At 65.5% G+C, this 15,589-nt stretch carries 16 protein-coding genes; 8 read left to right on the plus strand and 8 right to left on the minus strand.

Features of this window, described 5'->3' with window-relative positions; all coding sequences use genetic code 11:
• Nucleotides 1-20: 20 nt before the first annotated feature.
• The 6 genes from SC1_RS01160 to SC1_RS01185 all read left to right on the plus strand — a co-directional run bounded on the left by SC1_RS01160 (nucleotide 21) and on the right by SC1_RS01185 (nucleotide 5,805).
• Nucleotides 21-836 carry a DUF2163 domain-containing protein gene (locus tag SC1_RS01160; protein WP_062183313.1) on the plus strand — a complete coding sequence of 272 codons (816 nt, stop codon included), beginning with the start codon at nucleotides 21-23 and terminating at the stop codon, nucleotides 834-836.
• The gene (locus tag SC1_RS01165) at nucleotides 829-1,236 is read left to right on the plus strand and encodes a C40 family peptidase (protein WP_238586525.1); all 408 of its coding nucleotides are present in this window, start codon (nucleotides 829-831) and stop codon (nucleotides 1,234-1,236) included. Before SC1_RS01160 ends, SC1_RS01165 begins: the two co-directional genes overlap by 8 nt.
• The gene (locus SC1_RS01170) at nucleotides 1,236-3,413 is read left to right on the plus strand and encodes a phage tail protein (protein ID WP_062176458.1); all 2,178 of its coding nucleotides are present in this window, start codon (nucleotides 1,236-1,238) and stop codon (nucleotides 3,411-3,413) included. Before SC1_RS01165 ends, SC1_RS01170 begins: the two co-directional genes overlap by 1 nt.
• Nucleotides 3,414-3,425: 12 nt before the next feature.
• Nucleotides 3,426-3,878, plus strand: coding sequence for a DUF2793 domain-containing protein (locus tag SC1_RS01175; RefSeq protein ID WP_062176460.1), 453 nt, complete (start codon nucleotides 3,426-3,428; stop codon nucleotides 3,876-3,878).
• Nucleotides 3,879-4,008: 130 nt separating this feature from the next.
• Nucleotides 4,009-5,127 (plus strand): OmpA family protein, encoded by a 1,119-nt coding sequence (locus tag SC1_RS01180; protein ID WP_062176463.1) that lies wholly within the window; start codon nucleotides 4,009-4,011, stop codon nucleotides 5,125-5,127.
• 237 nt (nucleotides 5,128-5,364) lie between these two features.
• Nucleotides 5,365-5,805 (plus strand): biopolymer transporter ExbD, encoded by a 441-nt coding sequence (locus tag SC1_RS01185; protein ID WP_062176468.1) that lies wholly within the window; start codon nucleotides 5,365-5,367, stop codon nucleotides 5,803-5,805.
• 503 nt (nucleotides 5,806-6,308) lie between these two features.
• Here the strand turns inward: SC1_RS01185 and SC1_RS01190 are convergent.
• The 3 genes from SC1_RS01190 to SC1_RS01200 form a co-directional block, all read right to left on the minus strand.
• A complete protein-coding gene (locus tag SC1_RS01190) occupies nucleotides 6,309-6,851 on the minus strand; it encodes a DUF1993 family protein (RefSeq protein WP_238586526.1) in 543 nt (180 codons plus the stop codon).
• Nucleotides 6,852-6,875: 24 nt separating this feature from the next.
• On the minus strand, nucleotides 6,876-8,675 hold the full coding sequence (locus SC1_RS01195) for an ABC transporter transmembrane domain-containing protein (RefSeq protein WP_062176474.1): 1,800 nt from the start codon (nucleotides 8,673-8,675) through the stop codon (nucleotides 6,876-6,878).
• A gap of 143 nt (nucleotides 8,676-8,818) precedes the next feature.
• Complete coding sequence (locus SC1_RS01200) at nucleotides 8,819-9,076, minus strand: YjhX family toxin (protein WP_062176477.1); 258 nt, start codon at nucleotides 9,074-9,076, stop codon at nucleotides 8,819-8,821.
• Nucleotides 9,077-9,351: 275 nt separating this feature from the next.
• Between SC1_RS01200 and SC1_RS01205 the strand changes: the two genes are divergently transcribed.
• Nucleotides 9,352-10,572, plus strand: coding sequence for a polyhydroxyalkanoate depolymerase (locus SC1_RS01205; RefSeq protein ID WP_062176480.1), 1,221 nt, complete (start codon nucleotides 9,352-9,354; stop codon nucleotides 10,570-10,572).
• Between the two features lie 152 nt (nucleotides 10,573-10,724).
• Here the strand turns inward: SC1_RS01205 and SC1_RS01210 are convergent, their stop codons facing one another.
• From SC1_RS01210 to SC1_RS01225, 4 genes are all read right to left on the minus strand, one after another.
• Complete coding sequence (locus SC1_RS01210; RefSeq protein WP_062176483.1) at nucleotides 10,725-10,985, minus strand: hypothetical protein; 261 nt, start codon at nucleotides 10,983-10,985, stop codon at nucleotides 10,725-10,727.
• A gap of 220 nt (nucleotides 10,986-11,205) precedes the next feature.
• A complete protein-coding gene (locus SC1_RS01215) occupies nucleotides 11,206-11,976 on the minus strand; it encodes an SDR family NAD(P)-dependent oxidoreductase (RefSeq protein ID WP_062176486.1) in 771 nt (256 codons plus the stop codon).
• Nucleotides 11,973-13,454: an AMP nucleosidase gene (locus SC1_RS01220; RefSeq protein ID WP_062176489.1), complete on the minus strand. Its 1,482-nt coding sequence runs from the start codon at nucleotides 13,452-13,454 to the stop codon at nucleotides 11,973-11,975. Before SC1_RS01220 ends, SC1_RS01215 begins: the two co-directional genes overlap by 4 nt.
• Nucleotides 13,455-13,633: 179 nt before the next feature.
• The gene (locus SC1_RS01225; protein WP_062176492.1) at nucleotides 13,634-14,116 is read right to left on the minus strand and encodes a peroxiredoxin; all 483 of its coding nucleotides are present in this window, start codon (nucleotides 14,114-14,116) and stop codon (nucleotides 13,634-13,636) included.
• Between the two features lie 130 nt (nucleotides 14,117-14,246).
• Between SC1_RS01225 and SC1_RS01230 the strand changes: the two genes are divergently transcribed.
• Nucleotides 14,247-14,810, plus strand: a complete 564-nt coding sequence (locus SC1_RS01230) for a YqgE/AlgH family protein (RefSeq protein ID WP_062183320.1) — start codon at nucleotides 14,247-14,249, stop codon at nucleotides 14,808-14,810.
• Nucleotides 14,811-14,915: 105 nt separating this feature from the next.
• Here SC1_RS01230 and SC1_RS01235 read toward each other — a convergent pair whose 3' ends face one another.
• Nucleotides 14,916-15,314 carry a hypothetical protein gene (locus SC1_RS01235; RefSeq protein ID WP_062176495.1) on the minus strand — a complete coding sequence of 133 codons (399 nt, stop codon included), beginning with the start codon at nucleotides 15,312-15,314 and terminating at the stop codon, nucleotides 14,916-14,918.
• Nucleotides 15,315-15,589: the final 275 nt, after the last annotated feature.

Here is a 15,589-nt window from a genome sequence, read left to right on the forward strand (position 1 = left end):
CGGAGGCGATGCCAGAAAGGATGAGCGCGGCGCCGGGTTGGTTGCGCGAGGAGCTGGTGACGCTGGCGTGGTGCTGGCGGCTGGCGCGGCGCGACGGGGTGGTCGTCGGGCTGACCTCGCACGACCGTGACCTGATGGTCGGCGGGACGATGTACCGCGCGGCGCCGGGGATGAAGCCTTCGGCGCTGGAGACGAGCGACAGCCTGGATGTCGCGACGATGGACCTGGAGGGCGCGGTTACGAGCGACGCCATTGCCGCGCGCGATCTGGACGCCGGGCGGTGGGATGGGGCGGAGCTGGAGCTGTTCGTTACCGACTGGACATCGGCCGAGGTGGCGCCGGTCATGGTCGCGCGTGGATCGCTTGGGGCAATCGAGCGGCGCGGGCCGGCCTTTGCTGCCGAGCTGCAGGGCGTGACGCGGTTGCTCGACCGGCCGGTGTGCCCCGCCACCTCGCCATCGTGCCGCGCGATGCTTGGCGACCGGGCGTGCCGGGTCGATCTGGCGCCGCTGACGCACGCGCGGCGCGTCGTGGCGGTCGACGGGCGGACGGCGACGCTCGATGGCGCGGCGCCCGGAATGGCGTTCGGTGAGCTGATATGGATGGAGGGCGCCAATTGCGGACTGGCCAGCCCTGTGATCGCGGTCGAGGCGGCGGTGCTGCATCTGGCCGAGGCGCCTCCCTTCGCGGTCGCGGAGCCGGTGCGCGTGCGGCTGACCGAAGGATGCGACAAGCAGCTTGCGACGTGCCGGGGCCGCTTTGCGAACGCGGTCAATTTCCGCGGCGAGGCGCATCTGCCGGGCAATGACCTGCTGACGCGCTATCCCGGTGGATGATGTCGGGCCGCGCGCCTTTGCGGCGGCGCGAGACATGGTCGGCGTGGCGTTTCGGCCACAGGGGTGTGACCCGGCGACGGGGCTGGATTGCGTGGGGCTGGTGTGGGCGGCCCATGCGGCGGTGGGGTGCGTGCTGGAACGGCCGCGCGGCTATCCGCTGCGCGGCTGGTCGCGGGCTCAGGTCGAGGCGGGGCTGGTCCGCGCGCATTTCGTGCCGGTTGGGGGCGAAGGGCGGGAGGGCGATGTGGCGCTGATCGCCTATCCGGCGGGGCAGTTTCATCTGGGCATCATGGGGCGCGATCGGCTGGTGCATGCCCATGCCGGGCTGCGGCGTGTGGTCGAGACGCCAATGCTGGAATTGCGCGATGCGGCGCGGTGGCGATTGTCGGGAGCAGGTTGATGGCGACGTTGGTGTTGACGGTGGTCGGCGGAATGGTCGGAGGTCCGATGGGTGCCGCGATCGGCGCGGCGGTGGGCCAGCAGATCGATGCGCAGATTTTCAAACCCAAGGGACGCGAAGGGCCGCGACTGGCCGACCTGAAGATTCAGGCGTCGACCTATGGCCAGCAAATCCCGCAGCTTTTCGGGACGATGCGGGTCGCGGGCAGCGTGATCTGGGCGACCGACCTGATCGAGCGGCGCAGCAAACACGGCGGGGGCAAGGGGCGGGCGTCGACGACCGAATATAGCTATGCCGTGTCGATGGCGGTCGCGCTGTCGTCGCGGTCGATCCGGGGTATCGGGCGCATATGGGCCGACGGCAATCTGCTGCGCGGGTCGAGCGGGACATTCAAGGAGCGTTGCAAGTTTCGCTGGTACGACGGAAGCGAGGATCAGGCGGCCGATCCGCTGATCGCTTCGGCGCTGGGCATCGCGTCGGCGAGCGCATTTCGCGGCTGCGCCTATGTGGTGTTCGATGAGCTGGAACTGGGCGCGTTCGGCAACCGCATCCCGTCGCTGACCTTTGAGGTCGAGGCCGACGAAGGCGGCGTCGATGCCGGGCTGGTCGGTAACATATTGTCCGCAGGAAGCGCGCGCTGCGCCGGCGAATGGCGCTTTGCGGGCTATGCCGCATCGGGGGACCGGTTGCGCGATGCGCTGGCACCGCTGGTCGAGGTCGACGGGGTGCGGTTGATGAGCGGACCCGATGGGTGGAAGCTGACGCCGCCGACATCGGCGGGCGAGCCGCTGGCGCTCGCCGATTTTCGCGAGCGCGGGCGGAGCGATGCGCCGGGCGACCGGATCGAGCATCGCCGTGCGCCGCTGTCATCGCTGCCCGGGACGATAAGGCTGCGGCACTATGAGCCCGAGCGCGATTACCAGCTCGGCCAGCAGACGAGCCGGGTCGCGGGCGGCGCTCTTCGCGAGGAGCGGATCGATTTGCCGGCGGTGCTGCCCGCGACTTCCGCACGGGCGCTGGCGCAGCGGCTTGCCGCCGCCGCGGCCGACGGGCTCGAGACGCTGCTGTACCGCGCCGACCTTGCGGCGCTGGCGCTGACGGTCGGGCATGTCGTCGCGATGGACGATGGCAGCCGCTGGCGGCTGGCAGGCCGGACGGTTCGCGCGAGCGAAATCCTGCTGGAACTGAAGCGTCATGCGCCGCTTCCCGTGGCCGACCTTTCGGCGGAGCCGGGAATTGGGGTGGGGGCGCCCGACTGGCCCGATGCCGTCGGCACGGTCCGCCTGTTCGAGCTTCCCAACATCGGGAGCCCGGCGGCATCGGCGCCGCGGTTGTCGATCGCCGGTGCCGGCAGCAACGACGGCTGGCGGGGCGCCGATTGCTGGATCGTCCCCTGGGCGGGCGCCGAGCCGATCCCGATTGGGATGGTGCGCCCCGCGAGAGGGCTGGGCGAACTTGCCGAGCCGTTGGGGCCGGGAAGCGGTGCGCTGTTCGATCTTTCGAACAGCATCGAAGTGCGACTGGCAAACCCGGCGATGACGCTTGAATCCGTCACCGACGCCGCGCTGCTGGGCGGGGCGAACCGGGCGATGATGGGCGGCGAACTGTTGCAGTTTGGCGTCGCCGATGTCGTGGGGGCGGGACGTTGGCGTTTGTCGCGATTGCTGCGCGGGCGCGCGGGGACCGAATGCGATGCAGCCCATCCGGCCGGAACTTTCTTCGTCCTGCTCGACGACCCCGCGCTATTGGCGTTGCCCGAGCCGCTCGCAGAATTGGCGGAGAGCGGCGCGGCGATCTTCCAATGGGCTCCGCGTGGCGGGGCCAGGCTGACCGAGGTTGGCGTGCCGGCCGCCGGCCGGGCGCTGCGGCCGCTGGCCCCAGTGCACGGTCAGGTCCGCCCGGATGGCATCGGCGGCGTGACGATCAGCTGGGTTCGGCGCAGCCGCGTCGACACGGGCTGGCGCGACCATATCGACCTGCCGCTCGGCGAAAGCCGCGAGGCGTGGCGCATCACATTGTCACCGCCCGTTCCGGGGATCGGGCCGTGGGAAAGTGCGACGTCGGCCTGGGCTATCGATGCCGCCGAACTGGCGGCGGTGCCCCCGCGCCACATGATCGAGATTCGGCAGGCGGGGGACTTCGCGCTGTCGCCCCCTTTGTCTTTGCCGTTGACCTGAAAGGATAATGCCATGACCGCCATGCCGGCTACGCCGCGCCTCGCGTTACCGTTACTTGCGGTGGCGCAGGCGCAAAAAGAGGTAACGCACAACGAGGCGCTGACCCTGATCGACGCCCTGCTTCATGCAGCCGTCGAGGCGGGGCCGGTTGACGCGCCACCCGCGAATCCCGCCGAAGGGCAATGCTGGATCGTCGGGACGGATCCGGCCGGCGCCTGGACGGGTCAGGAAGATGCGATCGCGATCTACACGGGCGGCGGATGGCGATTTGCGCCGCCCCGCGAAGGGATGCGGGCGACGCGCCTTGCCGATGGCGTGATGCTTCGTTTCGATGGCGGCGCGTGGGCTCCGCCTGGGACGATGGGAACGCCATCCGGCGGCGTGACAATCGATGCCGAAGCGCGTAGGGCGATCTCTACATTGATCCTTCACCTCGCCGCGCAGGGTCTTCTGATTTCAGGCTGAATTTGTGCTAATTGGCATCGTCAGTGCGACTTTTTGGCAACATATTGACGATTTGTTAGCTTGCACGGAACCAAAGCGGCGGGTAGGACGTCTGCCGAGACGTATATCTCAATTTGAAAGGGGAATTACTATGAGGAAGCTTGCCGTCGCTCTGGCGTTGGCCTCCACCACCCTGGCGTCGCCCGTTCTGGCGCGCGACAACTCCTGGTATGTTGGTGTTGGTGCTGGCGCAATGCTCATCGAGGACCTGGATCTCGATATTGGTACTGCCAACAACGCAGGTTCGCTCGATCATCGCGCTGGCTATGATGTCGAAGGCACCGTCGGTTATGACTTCGGCGGTTTCCGTGCGGAAGTCGAAGTCGGCTATCGCGAAGCCGACATCAAGTCGGGTCGTTTCACGGCTCCCGGTATTCCGCAGACCGCGGGCGGCACCGGAGTGCCTTTCACGGGCACGGCCGATCTGGCCGGCGACACGAACGTCCTGAGCTTCATGGTCAACGGCCTGCTCGACTTCGGTGACGACGACGGCCTTCAGGGCTTTGTCGGCGGTGGTGCCGGTGTTGCTCGCGTTTCGGTCGAGCCGGTTTTCGCCGGTAACTTCCTTGACGATTCGGACACGGGCTTTGCCTGGCAGGCGATTGCGGGCGTCCGCGCTCCGCTGACCGACAGCATCGACGTTGGCCTGAAGTATCGCTTCTTCAACGCCGACAAGGTTGGTCTGGTTGACCAGCTCGGCCGCGACGTTTCGACGCGCTTCCGTTCGCACTCGCTTCTCGGCACGCTGACGTTCAACTTCGGTGGTGCTCCGGCTCCGGTGGAACCGGCTCCGCCGCCGCCGCCGCCGCCGCCCCCGCCGCCCCCGCCGCCTCCGCCGCCGCCGCCGGTCGTGGAATGCGCACCGGGACCGTACATCGTGTACTTCGACTGGGATCAGTCGAACATCACGCCGGAAGCGGCTTCGACGCTCGACAACGCGATCAGCGCCTACAACCGTGGTTGCACGGGTACGCAGGTCATGCTCGCCGGTCACGCTGACCGTTCGGGTTCGGCCAAGTACAACGTCGGCCTGTCGGAACGCCGCAACACCGCGGTTCGCAGCTATCTCACCGCTCGCGGTATCTCGGATGGCTCGATCAGCGCGCAGGCGTTCGGCGAAACCCGTCCGGCCGTTGCAACCGCCGATGGCGTCCGCAACGACCAGAACCGTCGCGTGGAAATCACTTACGGTCCGAACTCGGGCATGTAAGACCGGTTTCCGCTCCCGACAGGGACGGAACGAAAAAGAAGGGCGGTACCGAAAGGTGCCGCCCTTTCTTTATGCGCGCTTTGCTTGGGGACTATTGTTCGGCGTCAATTCCAGTTTCTTCTTGCCAGTTCAATTTTATGATATACCGTCACACATGGGCGCGAGGTGATCTTGGGCCCAGGATGCGGGGCAGGCGCTCGTCATCGCGGAGCATGTCCCCCGAGCGGGAGAGAGACGATGCGCAAACGCCGCAGCATGTTCCATCGAAGCATTTTTCGCGCCGACCCCAATGGGGATCCCGATATCAACACAACGCCGCTGATCGACGTGATGCTGGTGATGCTGGTGATGTTCATCATCACCATCCCGCCACCGACGCACAGTGTCGACGTCACGCTGCCGGGAGAGGCTCCGCCGCATACGCAGATACTCGACGAAAATCGCGTGACGATCGACACGGCCGACGTGATCCGCTGGAATGACGAGGCGGTCGATCTGGCGCAGTTGGGGATGCTGGTCAAAGAAGCCGCAGACCGGCCGGAACCGGCTGCGATCATGCTCGAACCTGAGGCGCGGGCGCGATACCTGCGTGTCGATGAAGCCATCGGGGCAATCCGGCGCAATGGGGGGGCCAAGCTCGCCTTTCCGGGCATCCAAAATTATGCGGGACTGATCTGAAGCACCGATCCCAACCCTTTTCGTCATCCCGGCCTTCGCCGGGATGACTACTCAGGAAGGCGGTATTTCAGCCCAACCTAGCCCGCTTAGGGGCCGATCCGGGACTTCTGTCCTTTTCATCGCCTTGCCACGCTCATCGCGCCCGTCGGCGCGACCAGCCCTTACCAGGGTCAGGCCCTGCTTATTGCACGATCGAGGCGTCGAAATGGCGAAGATATCGGGTTCGGGTGGCGGCGGCGGGTAGCATCGCTGCCCGTAAGCCTGTCCCCCTCGACGCCGCAGGCGGCGTCGAGGGGGCCGCGCGGGCCAGAGATCGAAGTCATTTCGGCGTCCCTTCGGGATTTGACCGATTTTGTCCATTGCGTCGTGGGCAAGTCTGGAAATATCGACATATTCCTGCGCCTTGCTTCCTCGCACCGAACAAAATCGCTTCAAACCTCGATCGTGCAATAAGCAAATCCCGACCCTAGCCGCCACAGGCATCAAGTGTATCGGGTCGCCTATCAAACGGTGGGTGCCGTCCCGGGCCTCAGATAACGCATCATATAGCCGACATAATCGGCCTTGCCGAGCGGCACCCCCATGTGGCGCAGGACGGCGTAGGCGGCGACGCGGTGGAAAGCGAATTGGGGCGCCGCCCAGTCGCGGACATATTCAAACGCGGTCATGTCGAAGGTCATGCCGTTCGGCAGGTCGAAGCTGACCGGCCGGTCGGCATCCTGTCCGAGCGCGGTGCGGTCGACGGCATCGAGAATGGCGAGCGTCGCGGCGATCTGATCCTGCATGCCGGCGAAGTCGGGCGCGTCGTCCGGAAATTCCGGGATCGCGATCCCGCCGAGCCGACTGAGCGGTTGCAGCGCCTGGGTACAGGTGAAGCGCACCTGCGAGGCGAGCGGGAACATGTCGGGGGCGAGACGCGCGACCGCGAACTGCAATTCGCCGATAGCGTTGTCGGCGCTCCAGGTGCTTGCCTTGGACAGCTCGCCCGACAAGGCCCTGAGGCCATTCTGGAACGCCGGTACGGTCAGGTCGTAGAGCATCGTCATTTCCTTCGATCGATCGAATCTGTGTCAGGCGGCGGCGAGATTGTCCTGGAACTGGAGCCGGGCAAGGCGCGCGTAGAGGCCGTCGGCGGCGACGAGTTCGTCGTGCTTGCCCTCTTCGACGATACGGCCGTCATCCATCACGATGATGCGGTCGGCGGCGCGCACGGTGGCGAGACGGTGCGCGATCACGATCGTCGTGCGGTCCGCCATCAGCGTTTCGAGCGCATCCTGCACGAGCTTTTCGGATTCGGCGTCGAGTGCCGAGGTCGCTTCGTCGAGGAGAAGGAGCGGCGCGCGGCGGAGGAGCGCGCGCGCGATCGCGACGCGCTGGCGCTGGCCGCCCGAGAGGCGGGCGCCGCCTTCGCCCATGAAGGTGTCGAGACCTTGCGGAAGCTTGCGCAGAAAATCCTCAGCATTGGCGGCACGCGCGGCATCCCAGAGGTCGTCTTCGCTCGCGGCCCAATTGCCGTAACGCAGATTGTCGCGCGCCGAGGCGGCGAAGATGACCGTTTCCTGCGGCACCATCGCGATGCGGGCGCGGATATCGGCGGGGTCGGCGTCGACGAGCGGGACGCCGTCGAGCAGGATCTGGCCGCGCTGCGGATCGTAGAAACGCTCGGCGAGCTGGAAGAGCGTCGACTTTCCGGCGCCCGAGGGGCCCACGATCGCAACCGTCTCACGCGGGCGGATCGCGAGGCTGAAATCATGGAGGGCAGGGGCGTCGGGCCGGGTCGGATAGTGGAATTCGACATTCGCGAATTCGAGCGTGCCGACAGGCGGTTCGGGGAAGCGGCTGGGGTTCGCGGGCGGGGCGATGCTCGCCTCGGCGTTGAGCAATTCGCTCAATCGCTCGGCAGCGCCCGCGGCGCGAAGCAGGTCGCCATAGACTTCGGTGAGCGCGCCGAACGCACCCGCGACGAGACCGCCCGTGAGGACGAAGGCGGCGATCGTGCCGCCGGTGATCGTGCCGGCGGCGACGCCCTCGGCACCGTACCAGAGCAAGGTGGTGATCGCGCCGAACAAGAGGCCGATCACCGTCGCGGTGATGATCGCGCGGAGGCGGATGCGGCGCTTCGCGGTCGCGAAATTCGCCTCCACCGCCACCGAGAAGCGGTCGGCCTCTCGCGCTTCCTGTCCGAAAGCCTGGACGATCTTCATCGCCCCCATCTGCTCGGCGGTCGTCGCACCGATGTCGGCGACGCGGTCCTGACTGGTCCGCGAGACATTCTGGAGCCGGCGGCCGAGAAGGACGATCGGCAGGATGATGACCGGAATTCCGAGCAAAATGCCCGCGGTGAGTTTCGGCGACAGGCTGAACAGATAGATGATGCCGCCGATGCCCATCACCGTGTTGCGCAAGGCGACCGAGACGGTGGTGCCGACGACCTGTTCGATGATCGCGGTATCCGACGTCATGCGCGAGGCGATTTCGGACGGGCGGTTTTCCTCGAAGAAGCCGGGCGCAAGGCGCAGCAGGTTCTGCTGCACGGCCTGGCGGATGTCGGCGACGGTGCGTTCGCCGAGCCAGCTCACGAAATAGAAACGGAGCGCGGTGGCGAGGGCGAGGGCGACGCAAATGGCATAGAAGAGCCGGAAATGCGGCGCGACATCGCCGCCGCCGGCGATGAAGCCGCTGTCGATCATTGCCTTGAATTGATAGGGAATGGCGAGCGTCGCGAGCGCCGCAATCCCGAGCGCGATCGCCGCGATGACCAGTTGGAGCGGATAGTTGCTGGCATAGTGCCACACCATGCGCAGGCTGCCGAGTTTGCGGCGGGGTTCGGCGGTCGCTTTTGCAGCGGGCAGGTCGGGTTGGCTGGCCATCGCATCGGCCCTAGCAGCGCCGGGGACCGGGCTCAACGACGCAGAATGCGCCCCTGCTTCAAGCGGTTTGAAGCAGCGCTGCATGGGAGCGCTAAGGGAGCGCAGCAAGGGAGCGCGGCGACCGGCGCCGCGCTCCCCCTTTGTCAGCGGTTATCAAGCTGCGCGCGCACGGCGCGAAGCCCCGCCTGTGTGATGCGGTACGGTGCGCCGCCCTGCGAGCCGATGAAGCCGCGCCGCCGCAAGCGGCTGAACAGCGACAGGCCGGTATTGGCGAGCACATGCCCGTCGCGGGTGAAGCAGAGCGCCTCGATGATATGGCCGCTTTCGTCGCGGCGATGGCGGATCATGCCACCCTGCGCCAGCACATGGAGCATACGCTGCTCCGCTTTCGAGATATTCATGGGATATGTCCGGATTTTGCATGCAACAACAGCGCACCGACCGGGGGTCGGCACGCAGCGCACATCCCGTTTTCGCCGGGATGTTAGCGGTTGCCCGCAATCTCAGACATATTCACTCCATCGGCGCATCATGCGCCGCTTTGCACCGAATATTCGCATTCGGAACGTCCCGCAATGATTTTGATGCATTGCACAATGAGATCGAGCCCCTAGACTGCTAATCAATGAGCAGGCGCCGAAGAGCGCCGCCGGGCTACGCAAGGAACGATCTGAATATGCTGTATCACGCGTTTGACATGCAGAAGAATTGGCTTGCCGGGGCGAGTGCGCTCGCGACGGCGGGCGCGCAGGCGATGCAGCATCCGGCGAATCCGCTCGGCTATTTCAGCGGCAGCCCGATGTTCGCCTCGGCGCTCGAAGTGTTCGCGCATGCCGCGGCGCCGCGCGGCAAGCCCGGGTTCGAACTGTATGAGACCGTCGTCGATGGCGAGACGGTGCGCGTCGCCGAAGCGATCGAGGCGCGCAAGCCGTTCGGCCAGCTCAAGCATTTCAAGCATAAGGGCACCAAGGACGCGCCCAAGCTGCTGATCGTCGCGCCGATGTCGGGCCATTATGCGACGCTGCTGCGCGGCACGGTCGAACGCATGCTGCCGGGCCATGACGTGTGGATCACCGACTGGCGCGACGCGCGCAACGTGCCGCTGGAAGCCGGCAAGTTCGACCTCGACGACTATGTCGATTATCTCATTTCCTGGCTGGAACATATCGGCCCCGGCGCGCATGTCCTGGCGGTATGCCAGCCGTCGGTGCCGAGCCTTGCCGCCGCGGCGATCATGGCGGCGAACAAGAATAAGTGCCGGCCGAAGACGTTGACGATGATGGGCGGGCCGATCGACACGCGCAAGGCACCGACCGCGGTCAACGAGCATGCGACGACGCGGCCCTATGCCTGGTTCCAGGAAAATGTGATCGCGACCGTGCCCGCCTGGTATGCGGGCGCGGGCCGCCGCGTCTATCCGGGCTTCCTGCAGCTTGCGGGCTTTATGTCGATGAACCTTGGCAATCATATGATGAGCCATTGGGAGATGTTCAAACATCTGGTCGACGGCGACGGCGAGAGCGCGGACAAGACCAAGGAATTCTACGACGAGTATCGCGCCGTGTGCGACATGACGTCCGAATTCTATCTGCAGACGGTCGACATCGTGTTCCAGCGCCACCTGTTGCCGAAGGGCGAGATGACGCATCGCGGTCAGCCGGTCGACGTCGGCGCGATCGAGGATATCGCGATCCTGGCGATCGAGGGCGAGCGCGACGATATTTCGGGGATCGGCCAGACCAAGGCGGCGCTGACCATCGCCAAGGCGCTACCGGCCGAAAAGAAGAAATATCTGATGGCGAAGAGCGTCGGCCATTACGGCATCTTCAACGGCCGCAAATGGCGCGAGGAGATTGCGCCGGTTGTTGAAAAGTGGATTCGTAGCAACGGCGGGTAACGACTGGTTGCGGGCCTTTTCATATCGTCACCCGGGCTTGACCCGGGGTCCCGCTTGATGCCAGGGTCAGTGAGCGAAAAAAAGCTGGATCCCGGGTCAAGCCCGAGATGACGCGAGTGGGCGACTGAATAGCAGGAAACGCCCGATTTCAGCTATGATGGATCGGCCGGCGGAAAGCGCAACGTGGCAGCGATCTGTGCTTCGGCCGCGGTTGCTTCATCGATGAGCAGGCGCAATGCCTTTGCGGTGTCTTCCAAAAGCCCGTCACCAAGGGGCCGCTCGCCATTGATAAAACGGCGGATGGCCCGCTCGTCTATGCCAAGGCGCCGCGAGAATGCGGTGGTCCCGCCAAACAGTTGGACGCAATAAGCAAGATGCTCGCGTCGCTCGTCTGCTGAAAATGACGCGGCCATTGTTTTCCCTTTTCGTTCACCGCCGGTGGCCATAGGCCATCTTGCGGATGAGGCGCAATCGACCAGTTGCTGCCCTCCACATCCTCGTCACCCCGGACTTGATCCGGGGTCCCGCTTGAGGCTGAAGCCAGTGAATGCGTCAAAAAGCGGGATCCCGGGTCAAGCCCGGGATGACGGAAGTGGGGGACGGGATGTCCGCTCGCCACCCCAAAGCAGTCCCTCAGGCGTTCCGCGCCATCAGCCCGCCGTCGACGGGGATTACCGCGCCGGTGATATAGCTTGCGGCGGGCAGCACGAGGCTGAGTGTCATATGCGCTACTTCTTCAGGTTCGCCATAGCGGCGGAGCGCGGTGCGGCGTCTTGCGAAAACGGCCTTGTCTTCTTCCGGGACCTTGTCGGTCATGCCGGTGCGGATCGGGCCGGGGCAGATGCAGTTGACCGTGATCCCGTCCTTGCCAAGATCGACCGCGAGGCCGCGGGTGAGGCCGACGACACCCGACTTTGCCGCGACATATGGTGTGTCGCCCGGCGTTGCACCCAGGCCTTCGGTCGAGGCAATGTTGACGATGCGCGCAGCGTCGCTTTTGCGGAGGAATGGCAGCGCGGAGCGGACCATGCGCTGATGCGCGGTCAGCATCACCGCGAGGGCGCGGTGCCAGATCGCCTCATAGTCATCCTCCGCGTCAAGCGGGGCGAAGCTGGAGACGCCGGCGTTGTTGATGAGGATGTCGATGCCACCAAAATGCGCGGCGATGGCGGCGACGGTCGCCTTGATCGCCTCGCCTTCGGCGACGTCCAGTGCGAAGGCCTTGGCGTTCGGGCCGGCTTCGGCGGCGACGGCCTCGCATGCGGCGAGGTCGAGATCCGTCACTGCGACCTTCGCGCCTTCGCTCGCCAGCAGCAGCGCGGTCGCGCGGCCCATGCCGCTCGCCGCACCGGTGACGATGGCGACGCGGCCTGCGACCGAGCGCGACAGCGGCGCCCCGCTCACCGGAACGGCGGCTCGTTGAAAGCGCGCAGTTTGCGGCTGTGGAGCTTGGCCCCTTCGTCGCGCATCGTCTCGCACGCGCGGATGCCGATCTGAAGATGCGCGGCGATTGCTTCTTCGTAGAAGCGGTTTGCCTGTCCAGGCAGCTTGAGTTCGCCGTGGAGCGGCTTGTCACTGACGCAGAGCAGGGTGCCGTAGGGGACACGGAAGCGATAGCCTTGCGCGGCGATCGTTGCCGATTCCATGTCGATGCCGATCGCGCGCGATTGTGAGAAGCGCAGCGCGCTGTCGGTGTAGCGCAGCTCCCAGTTGCGGTCGTCGGTGGTGACGACGGTGCCGGTACGCATGCGCTTCTTGAGGTCGGCGCCGGTGGCGCCGGACACCGTTTCGGCGGCGGTCGCGAGCGCGACCTGCACTTCGGCAATCGGCGGGATCGGGATGGCAACCGGCAGCACCGCGTCGAGGATATGGTCGTCGCGCAGATATGCGTGGGCGAGAACATAGTCGCCGATACGCTGGCTGGGACGAAGGCCGCCGCAGTGGCCGATCATCAGCCAGGCCTCCGGACGGAGCACCGCGAGATGGTCGCAGATCGTCTTTGCGTTCGACGGGCCGACGCCGATGTTGACCAGCGTGATGCCGCCGCCGTCGGGCGCGATGAGGTGATAGGCGGGCATCTGGTGCCGGCGCCAGGCGCTGTCGGCGACGAGCGCGCTGGCGTTGACGCCGGGTTGGTCGACATAGAGGCCCGCAGCGCCCGCGAGCGCGGTATAGCGACCCTGCCCCACCTGCGACCCTGCCCAGGCGACGAACTCGTCGACATAGCGGTGGTAGTTGGTGAAGAGAATGTAGCGCTGAAAATGCTCGGGCGCAGTGCCGGTATAGTGGCGGAGGCGCGCCAGGCTGAAGTCAGTGCGCAGCGCATCGAACAGCGCGAGCGGCTGCGATGCCGCGGGGTCCTGTCCGAACAGGCCGTCGGCAAGCTCGTCGCCGATGTCGGCCAGTTCCGTGGTCGGAAAATGGCGGGCCAATTCGAGCGGCGTGACCCCGCCCATGTCCGACCCATCGCTGGCGTCGAGCACGTAGGGGAAGGGGATCTGCTGCCCCGTGCGCGTCACCTCGAGCGTGATGTCATAGTGACGCGCGAGGAGCATGAGCTGTTCGCGCAGATAGTCGGCAAACAGGTCGGGGCGCGTTACGGTGGTGACGAACTCGCCTGCACGCTCGAAGCGGCCGAAAGCGAGATTGTGGCCCTTCTGGCCCTCGCGCTGCTCGCCCGTTGTCGTCAGGCGGATCGCCGGATAGTCGAACAGACCCTTCGCGGCGGCGTCGGCCGGCGGCAGGGTGCGATCGTGCACATAGGCGGCGATGGCAGATTTGAGATTGGAAACCGAAGCGCGGAAGCGGTCCTGCAGCTCGGTGATGATCCCTTCAACGAGGGCGGTGGGATCGGTGCTGTCTTGCGATGAGTTGGCTGTCATCGCGACGCTGTTGCACGAAATTATGACAAAAGGGAAGAGGGGCGGCCTCCCCCAATTGCGTCGCGCCGGGCTTGACCTGGGGTCCCGCTGAGCGACGTTGCAGAAGCGGGACCCCGGATCAAGTCCGGGTGTCGAAGAAGGAGAAGGCGGCGCGTCGACCGCGCCGCCCCTCCCACAAATCAGAGCTGTTCGAGCATATGGTCGGCGCTCGACACCTTGAATTCGCCCGGCGCTTCGACGTTGAGCTGTTCGACCACGCCGTCGTTGACGATCATCGAGAAACGCTGGCCGCGCTTGCCCATGCCGAAGGCGGTGCCGTCCATGGTGAGGCCCACGGCTTCGGCGAACGCGCCATTGCCGTCGGCGAGCATCGTGACGCTGTCGCCCGCGCTGGCGCTCTTGCCCCACGCGCCCATCACAAAAGCGTCGTTGACCGCGGTGCAGACGATCTCGTCGACGCCCTTGGCCTTCAGCTCATCGGCCTTGTCGACGAAGCCCGGCAGGTGTTTCGCGGAGCAGGTCGGGGTGAAGGCACCGGGAACCGAAAAGAGCGCGACCTTGCGGCCCTTAAAATAATCGGCGGTCGTGACTTGTTCGGGGCCGCTTTCGGTGACCTTTACGAAGGTCGCGTCGGGAAGCTTGTCTCCGGTCTGGATCGTCATTGGTCGGCATCCTTTCATCGAGGGGATTTTGGTGGCGGTGACATTGGATGTGCCGGACGGCGAGTCAAGCGCGCGGCGCGAATTGATCGAAAAGCTGGACCATGTCGCCGCAAGAAGGCATGGTGACGTCATGAGCACAGACCCCACCTGGTTCACCGGCCAGCTGCTGCTTGCGCTGCCGGGCATCGGCGATCCCCGTTTCGAGCATTCGGTGATCGCGATGATCAGCCATGACGAAGAGGGCGCGATGGGGATCGGCATCGGCGAGCCGATCGACGGGATGACCGTCGGCGCGGTGCTCGACCAGCTCGAAATCGAACATGAGGTTCCGCTCGACCAGCCGGTTTTCCTTGGCGGACCCGTCGAGCCGTCGCGCGGTTTTGTGCTGCACAGCCGCGATTGGGGTGGGCAGGAGGCCGTACAGGTTGGCGATCGCTGGATGGTATCGAGTTCGCATGACATATTGCGCGCGATCGGCGAGGGGCGTGGCCCGTCGCGCTGGCTGGTGGCGCTGGGCTATGCGGGATGGTCGCCGGGGCAACTCGAAAGCGAGCTCGTTCGCCATGGCTGGCACGTAACGCCGGGCAGCGACGGCCTGCTATTCGAAACGCCGCCCGCCGAACGGTGGCAGGCGGCGTTTGCCGAAGCGGGAGTGGACGCCCGCTTGCTGACGACAGAAGGCGGCGAGGCCTAAGCTCCAGCTAGCCGTCGCCCCCGCGAAGGCGGGGGTCGTTATCGGTGTAGCGTTAAGGCCTCCCGCGGCTCCCGCCTCCGCGGGGGCGACGCTTCCTTGTTTCTTTTATCGAGCCAATGCGAGCAGCGGTTTGCCCTGATTGAGGTTTGCGAGTGCCGTGCGCGCGGCCCAGCGCGAGTCGACATAGTCGCCGTTCGCGAGTTCGACGTCGTAGCGGATCGGACTGCCGATCGCGGTGTCATAGGCTGCGGCGGCTTCGACGGTGCGACCCAGACGAGCGTAAGCGGTACCCAGATTGATGAGGCGTGACGGGTCGCGCGCGTCGAGCGTCGTTTCCCCGATAAGCTTGTCGACCGCGGCGCGGTTTTCGCCTGCCTTCAACTCGGCAAAGGCGACCGGCAGCGCGTCCGAATCGGGCTGCGCAGCGGTCACGACGACGATCGATTGCGCCGCGACAGGGCTTGCGAAAGCCAGGGCAAAGAGCGGCAGCAGAATTTTTTTCATCTTTCGTATCTCCCCGAAAACTTTCACCGATTTTCTCGCGCAGCGCAGGAAAAGTCAATATTTTCGGGGGTTTGTAACACTGTTGTCACAATATCGAATTAAGCTAAACGCAAGGCGCATTATAAGTCAGGATTTTCAGAATCTTGGGCTCCGCGACTCCGTGTCACAATTGGGCGGCACGGATTGTCACAATTGCGGCCGGCAAAATTTTTTTCTGGGGGTGCGTGCATTTTGCGCGCCGATTCGCGTGTCGGCAGTCGGGCGTCGAGGCGGTT

The organism is Sphingopyxis sp. C-1, assembly GCF_001047015.1.
Lineage (GTDB): Bacteria > Pseudomonadota > Alphaproteobacteria > Sphingomonadales > Sphingomonadaceae > Sphingopyxis.

Excerpts from the sequence above, each read along its gene's own strand:
- SC1_RS01225 (WP_062176492.1), bottom strand. The coding sequence starts at position 14,116 with ATGACGATCCAGACCGGAGACAAGCTTCCCGACGCGACCTTCGTAAAG.
- SC1_RS01160 (WP_062183313.1), top strand. The coding sequence starts at position 21 with ATGAGCGCGGCGCCGGGTTGGTTGCGCGAGGAGCTGGTGACGCTGGCG.
- SC1_RS01195 (WP_062176474.1), bottom strand. The coding sequence starts at position 8,675 with ATGGCCAGCCAACCCGACCTGCCCGCTGCAAAAGCGACCGCCGAACCC.
- SC1_RS01185 (WP_062176468.1), top strand. The coding sequence starts at position 5,365 with ATGCGCAAACGCCGCAGCATGTTCCATCGAAGCATTTTTCGCGCCGAC.
- SC1_RS01200 (WP_062176477.1), bottom strand. The coding sequence starts at position 9,076 with ATGAATATCTCGAAAGCGGAGCAGCGTATGCTCCATGTGCTGGCGCAG.
- SC1_RS01230 (WP_062183320.1), top strand. The coding sequence starts at position 14,247 with ATGAGCACAGACCCCACCTGGTTCACCGGCCAGCTGCTGCTTGCGCTG.
- SC1_RS01235 (WP_062176495.1), bottom strand. The coding sequence starts at position 15,314 with ATGAAAAAAATTCTGCTGCCGCTCTTTGCCCTGGCTTTCGCAAGCCCT.
- SC1_RS01210 (WP_062176483.1), bottom strand. The coding sequence starts at position 10,985 with ATGGCCGCGTCATTTTCAGCAGACGAGCGACGCGAGCATCTTGCTTAT.
- SC1_RS01205 (WP_062176480.1), top strand. The coding sequence starts at position 9,352 with ATGCTGTATCACGCGTTTGACATGCAGAAGAATTGGCTTGCCGGGGCG.
- SC1_RS01175 (WP_062176460.1), top strand. The coding sequence starts at position 3,426 with ATGACCGCCATGCCGGCTACGCCGCGCCTCGCGTTACCGTTACTTGCG.
- SC1_RS01180 (WP_062176463.1), top strand. The coding sequence starts at position 4,009 with ATGAGGAAGCTTGCCGTCGCTCTGGCGTTGGCCTCCACCACCCTGGCG.
- SC1_RS01190 (WP_238586526.1), bottom strand. The coding sequence starts at position 6,851 with ATGACGATGCTCTACGACCTGACCGTACCGGCGTTCCAGAATGGCCTC.
- SC1_RS01220 (WP_062176489.1), bottom strand. The coding sequence starts at position 13,454 with ATGACAGCCAACTCATCGCAAGACAGCACCGATCCCACCGCCCTCGTT.
- SC1_RS01170 (WP_062176458.1), top strand. The coding sequence starts at position 1,236 with ATGGCGACGTTGGTGTTGACGGTGGTCGGCGGAATGGTCGGAGGTCCG.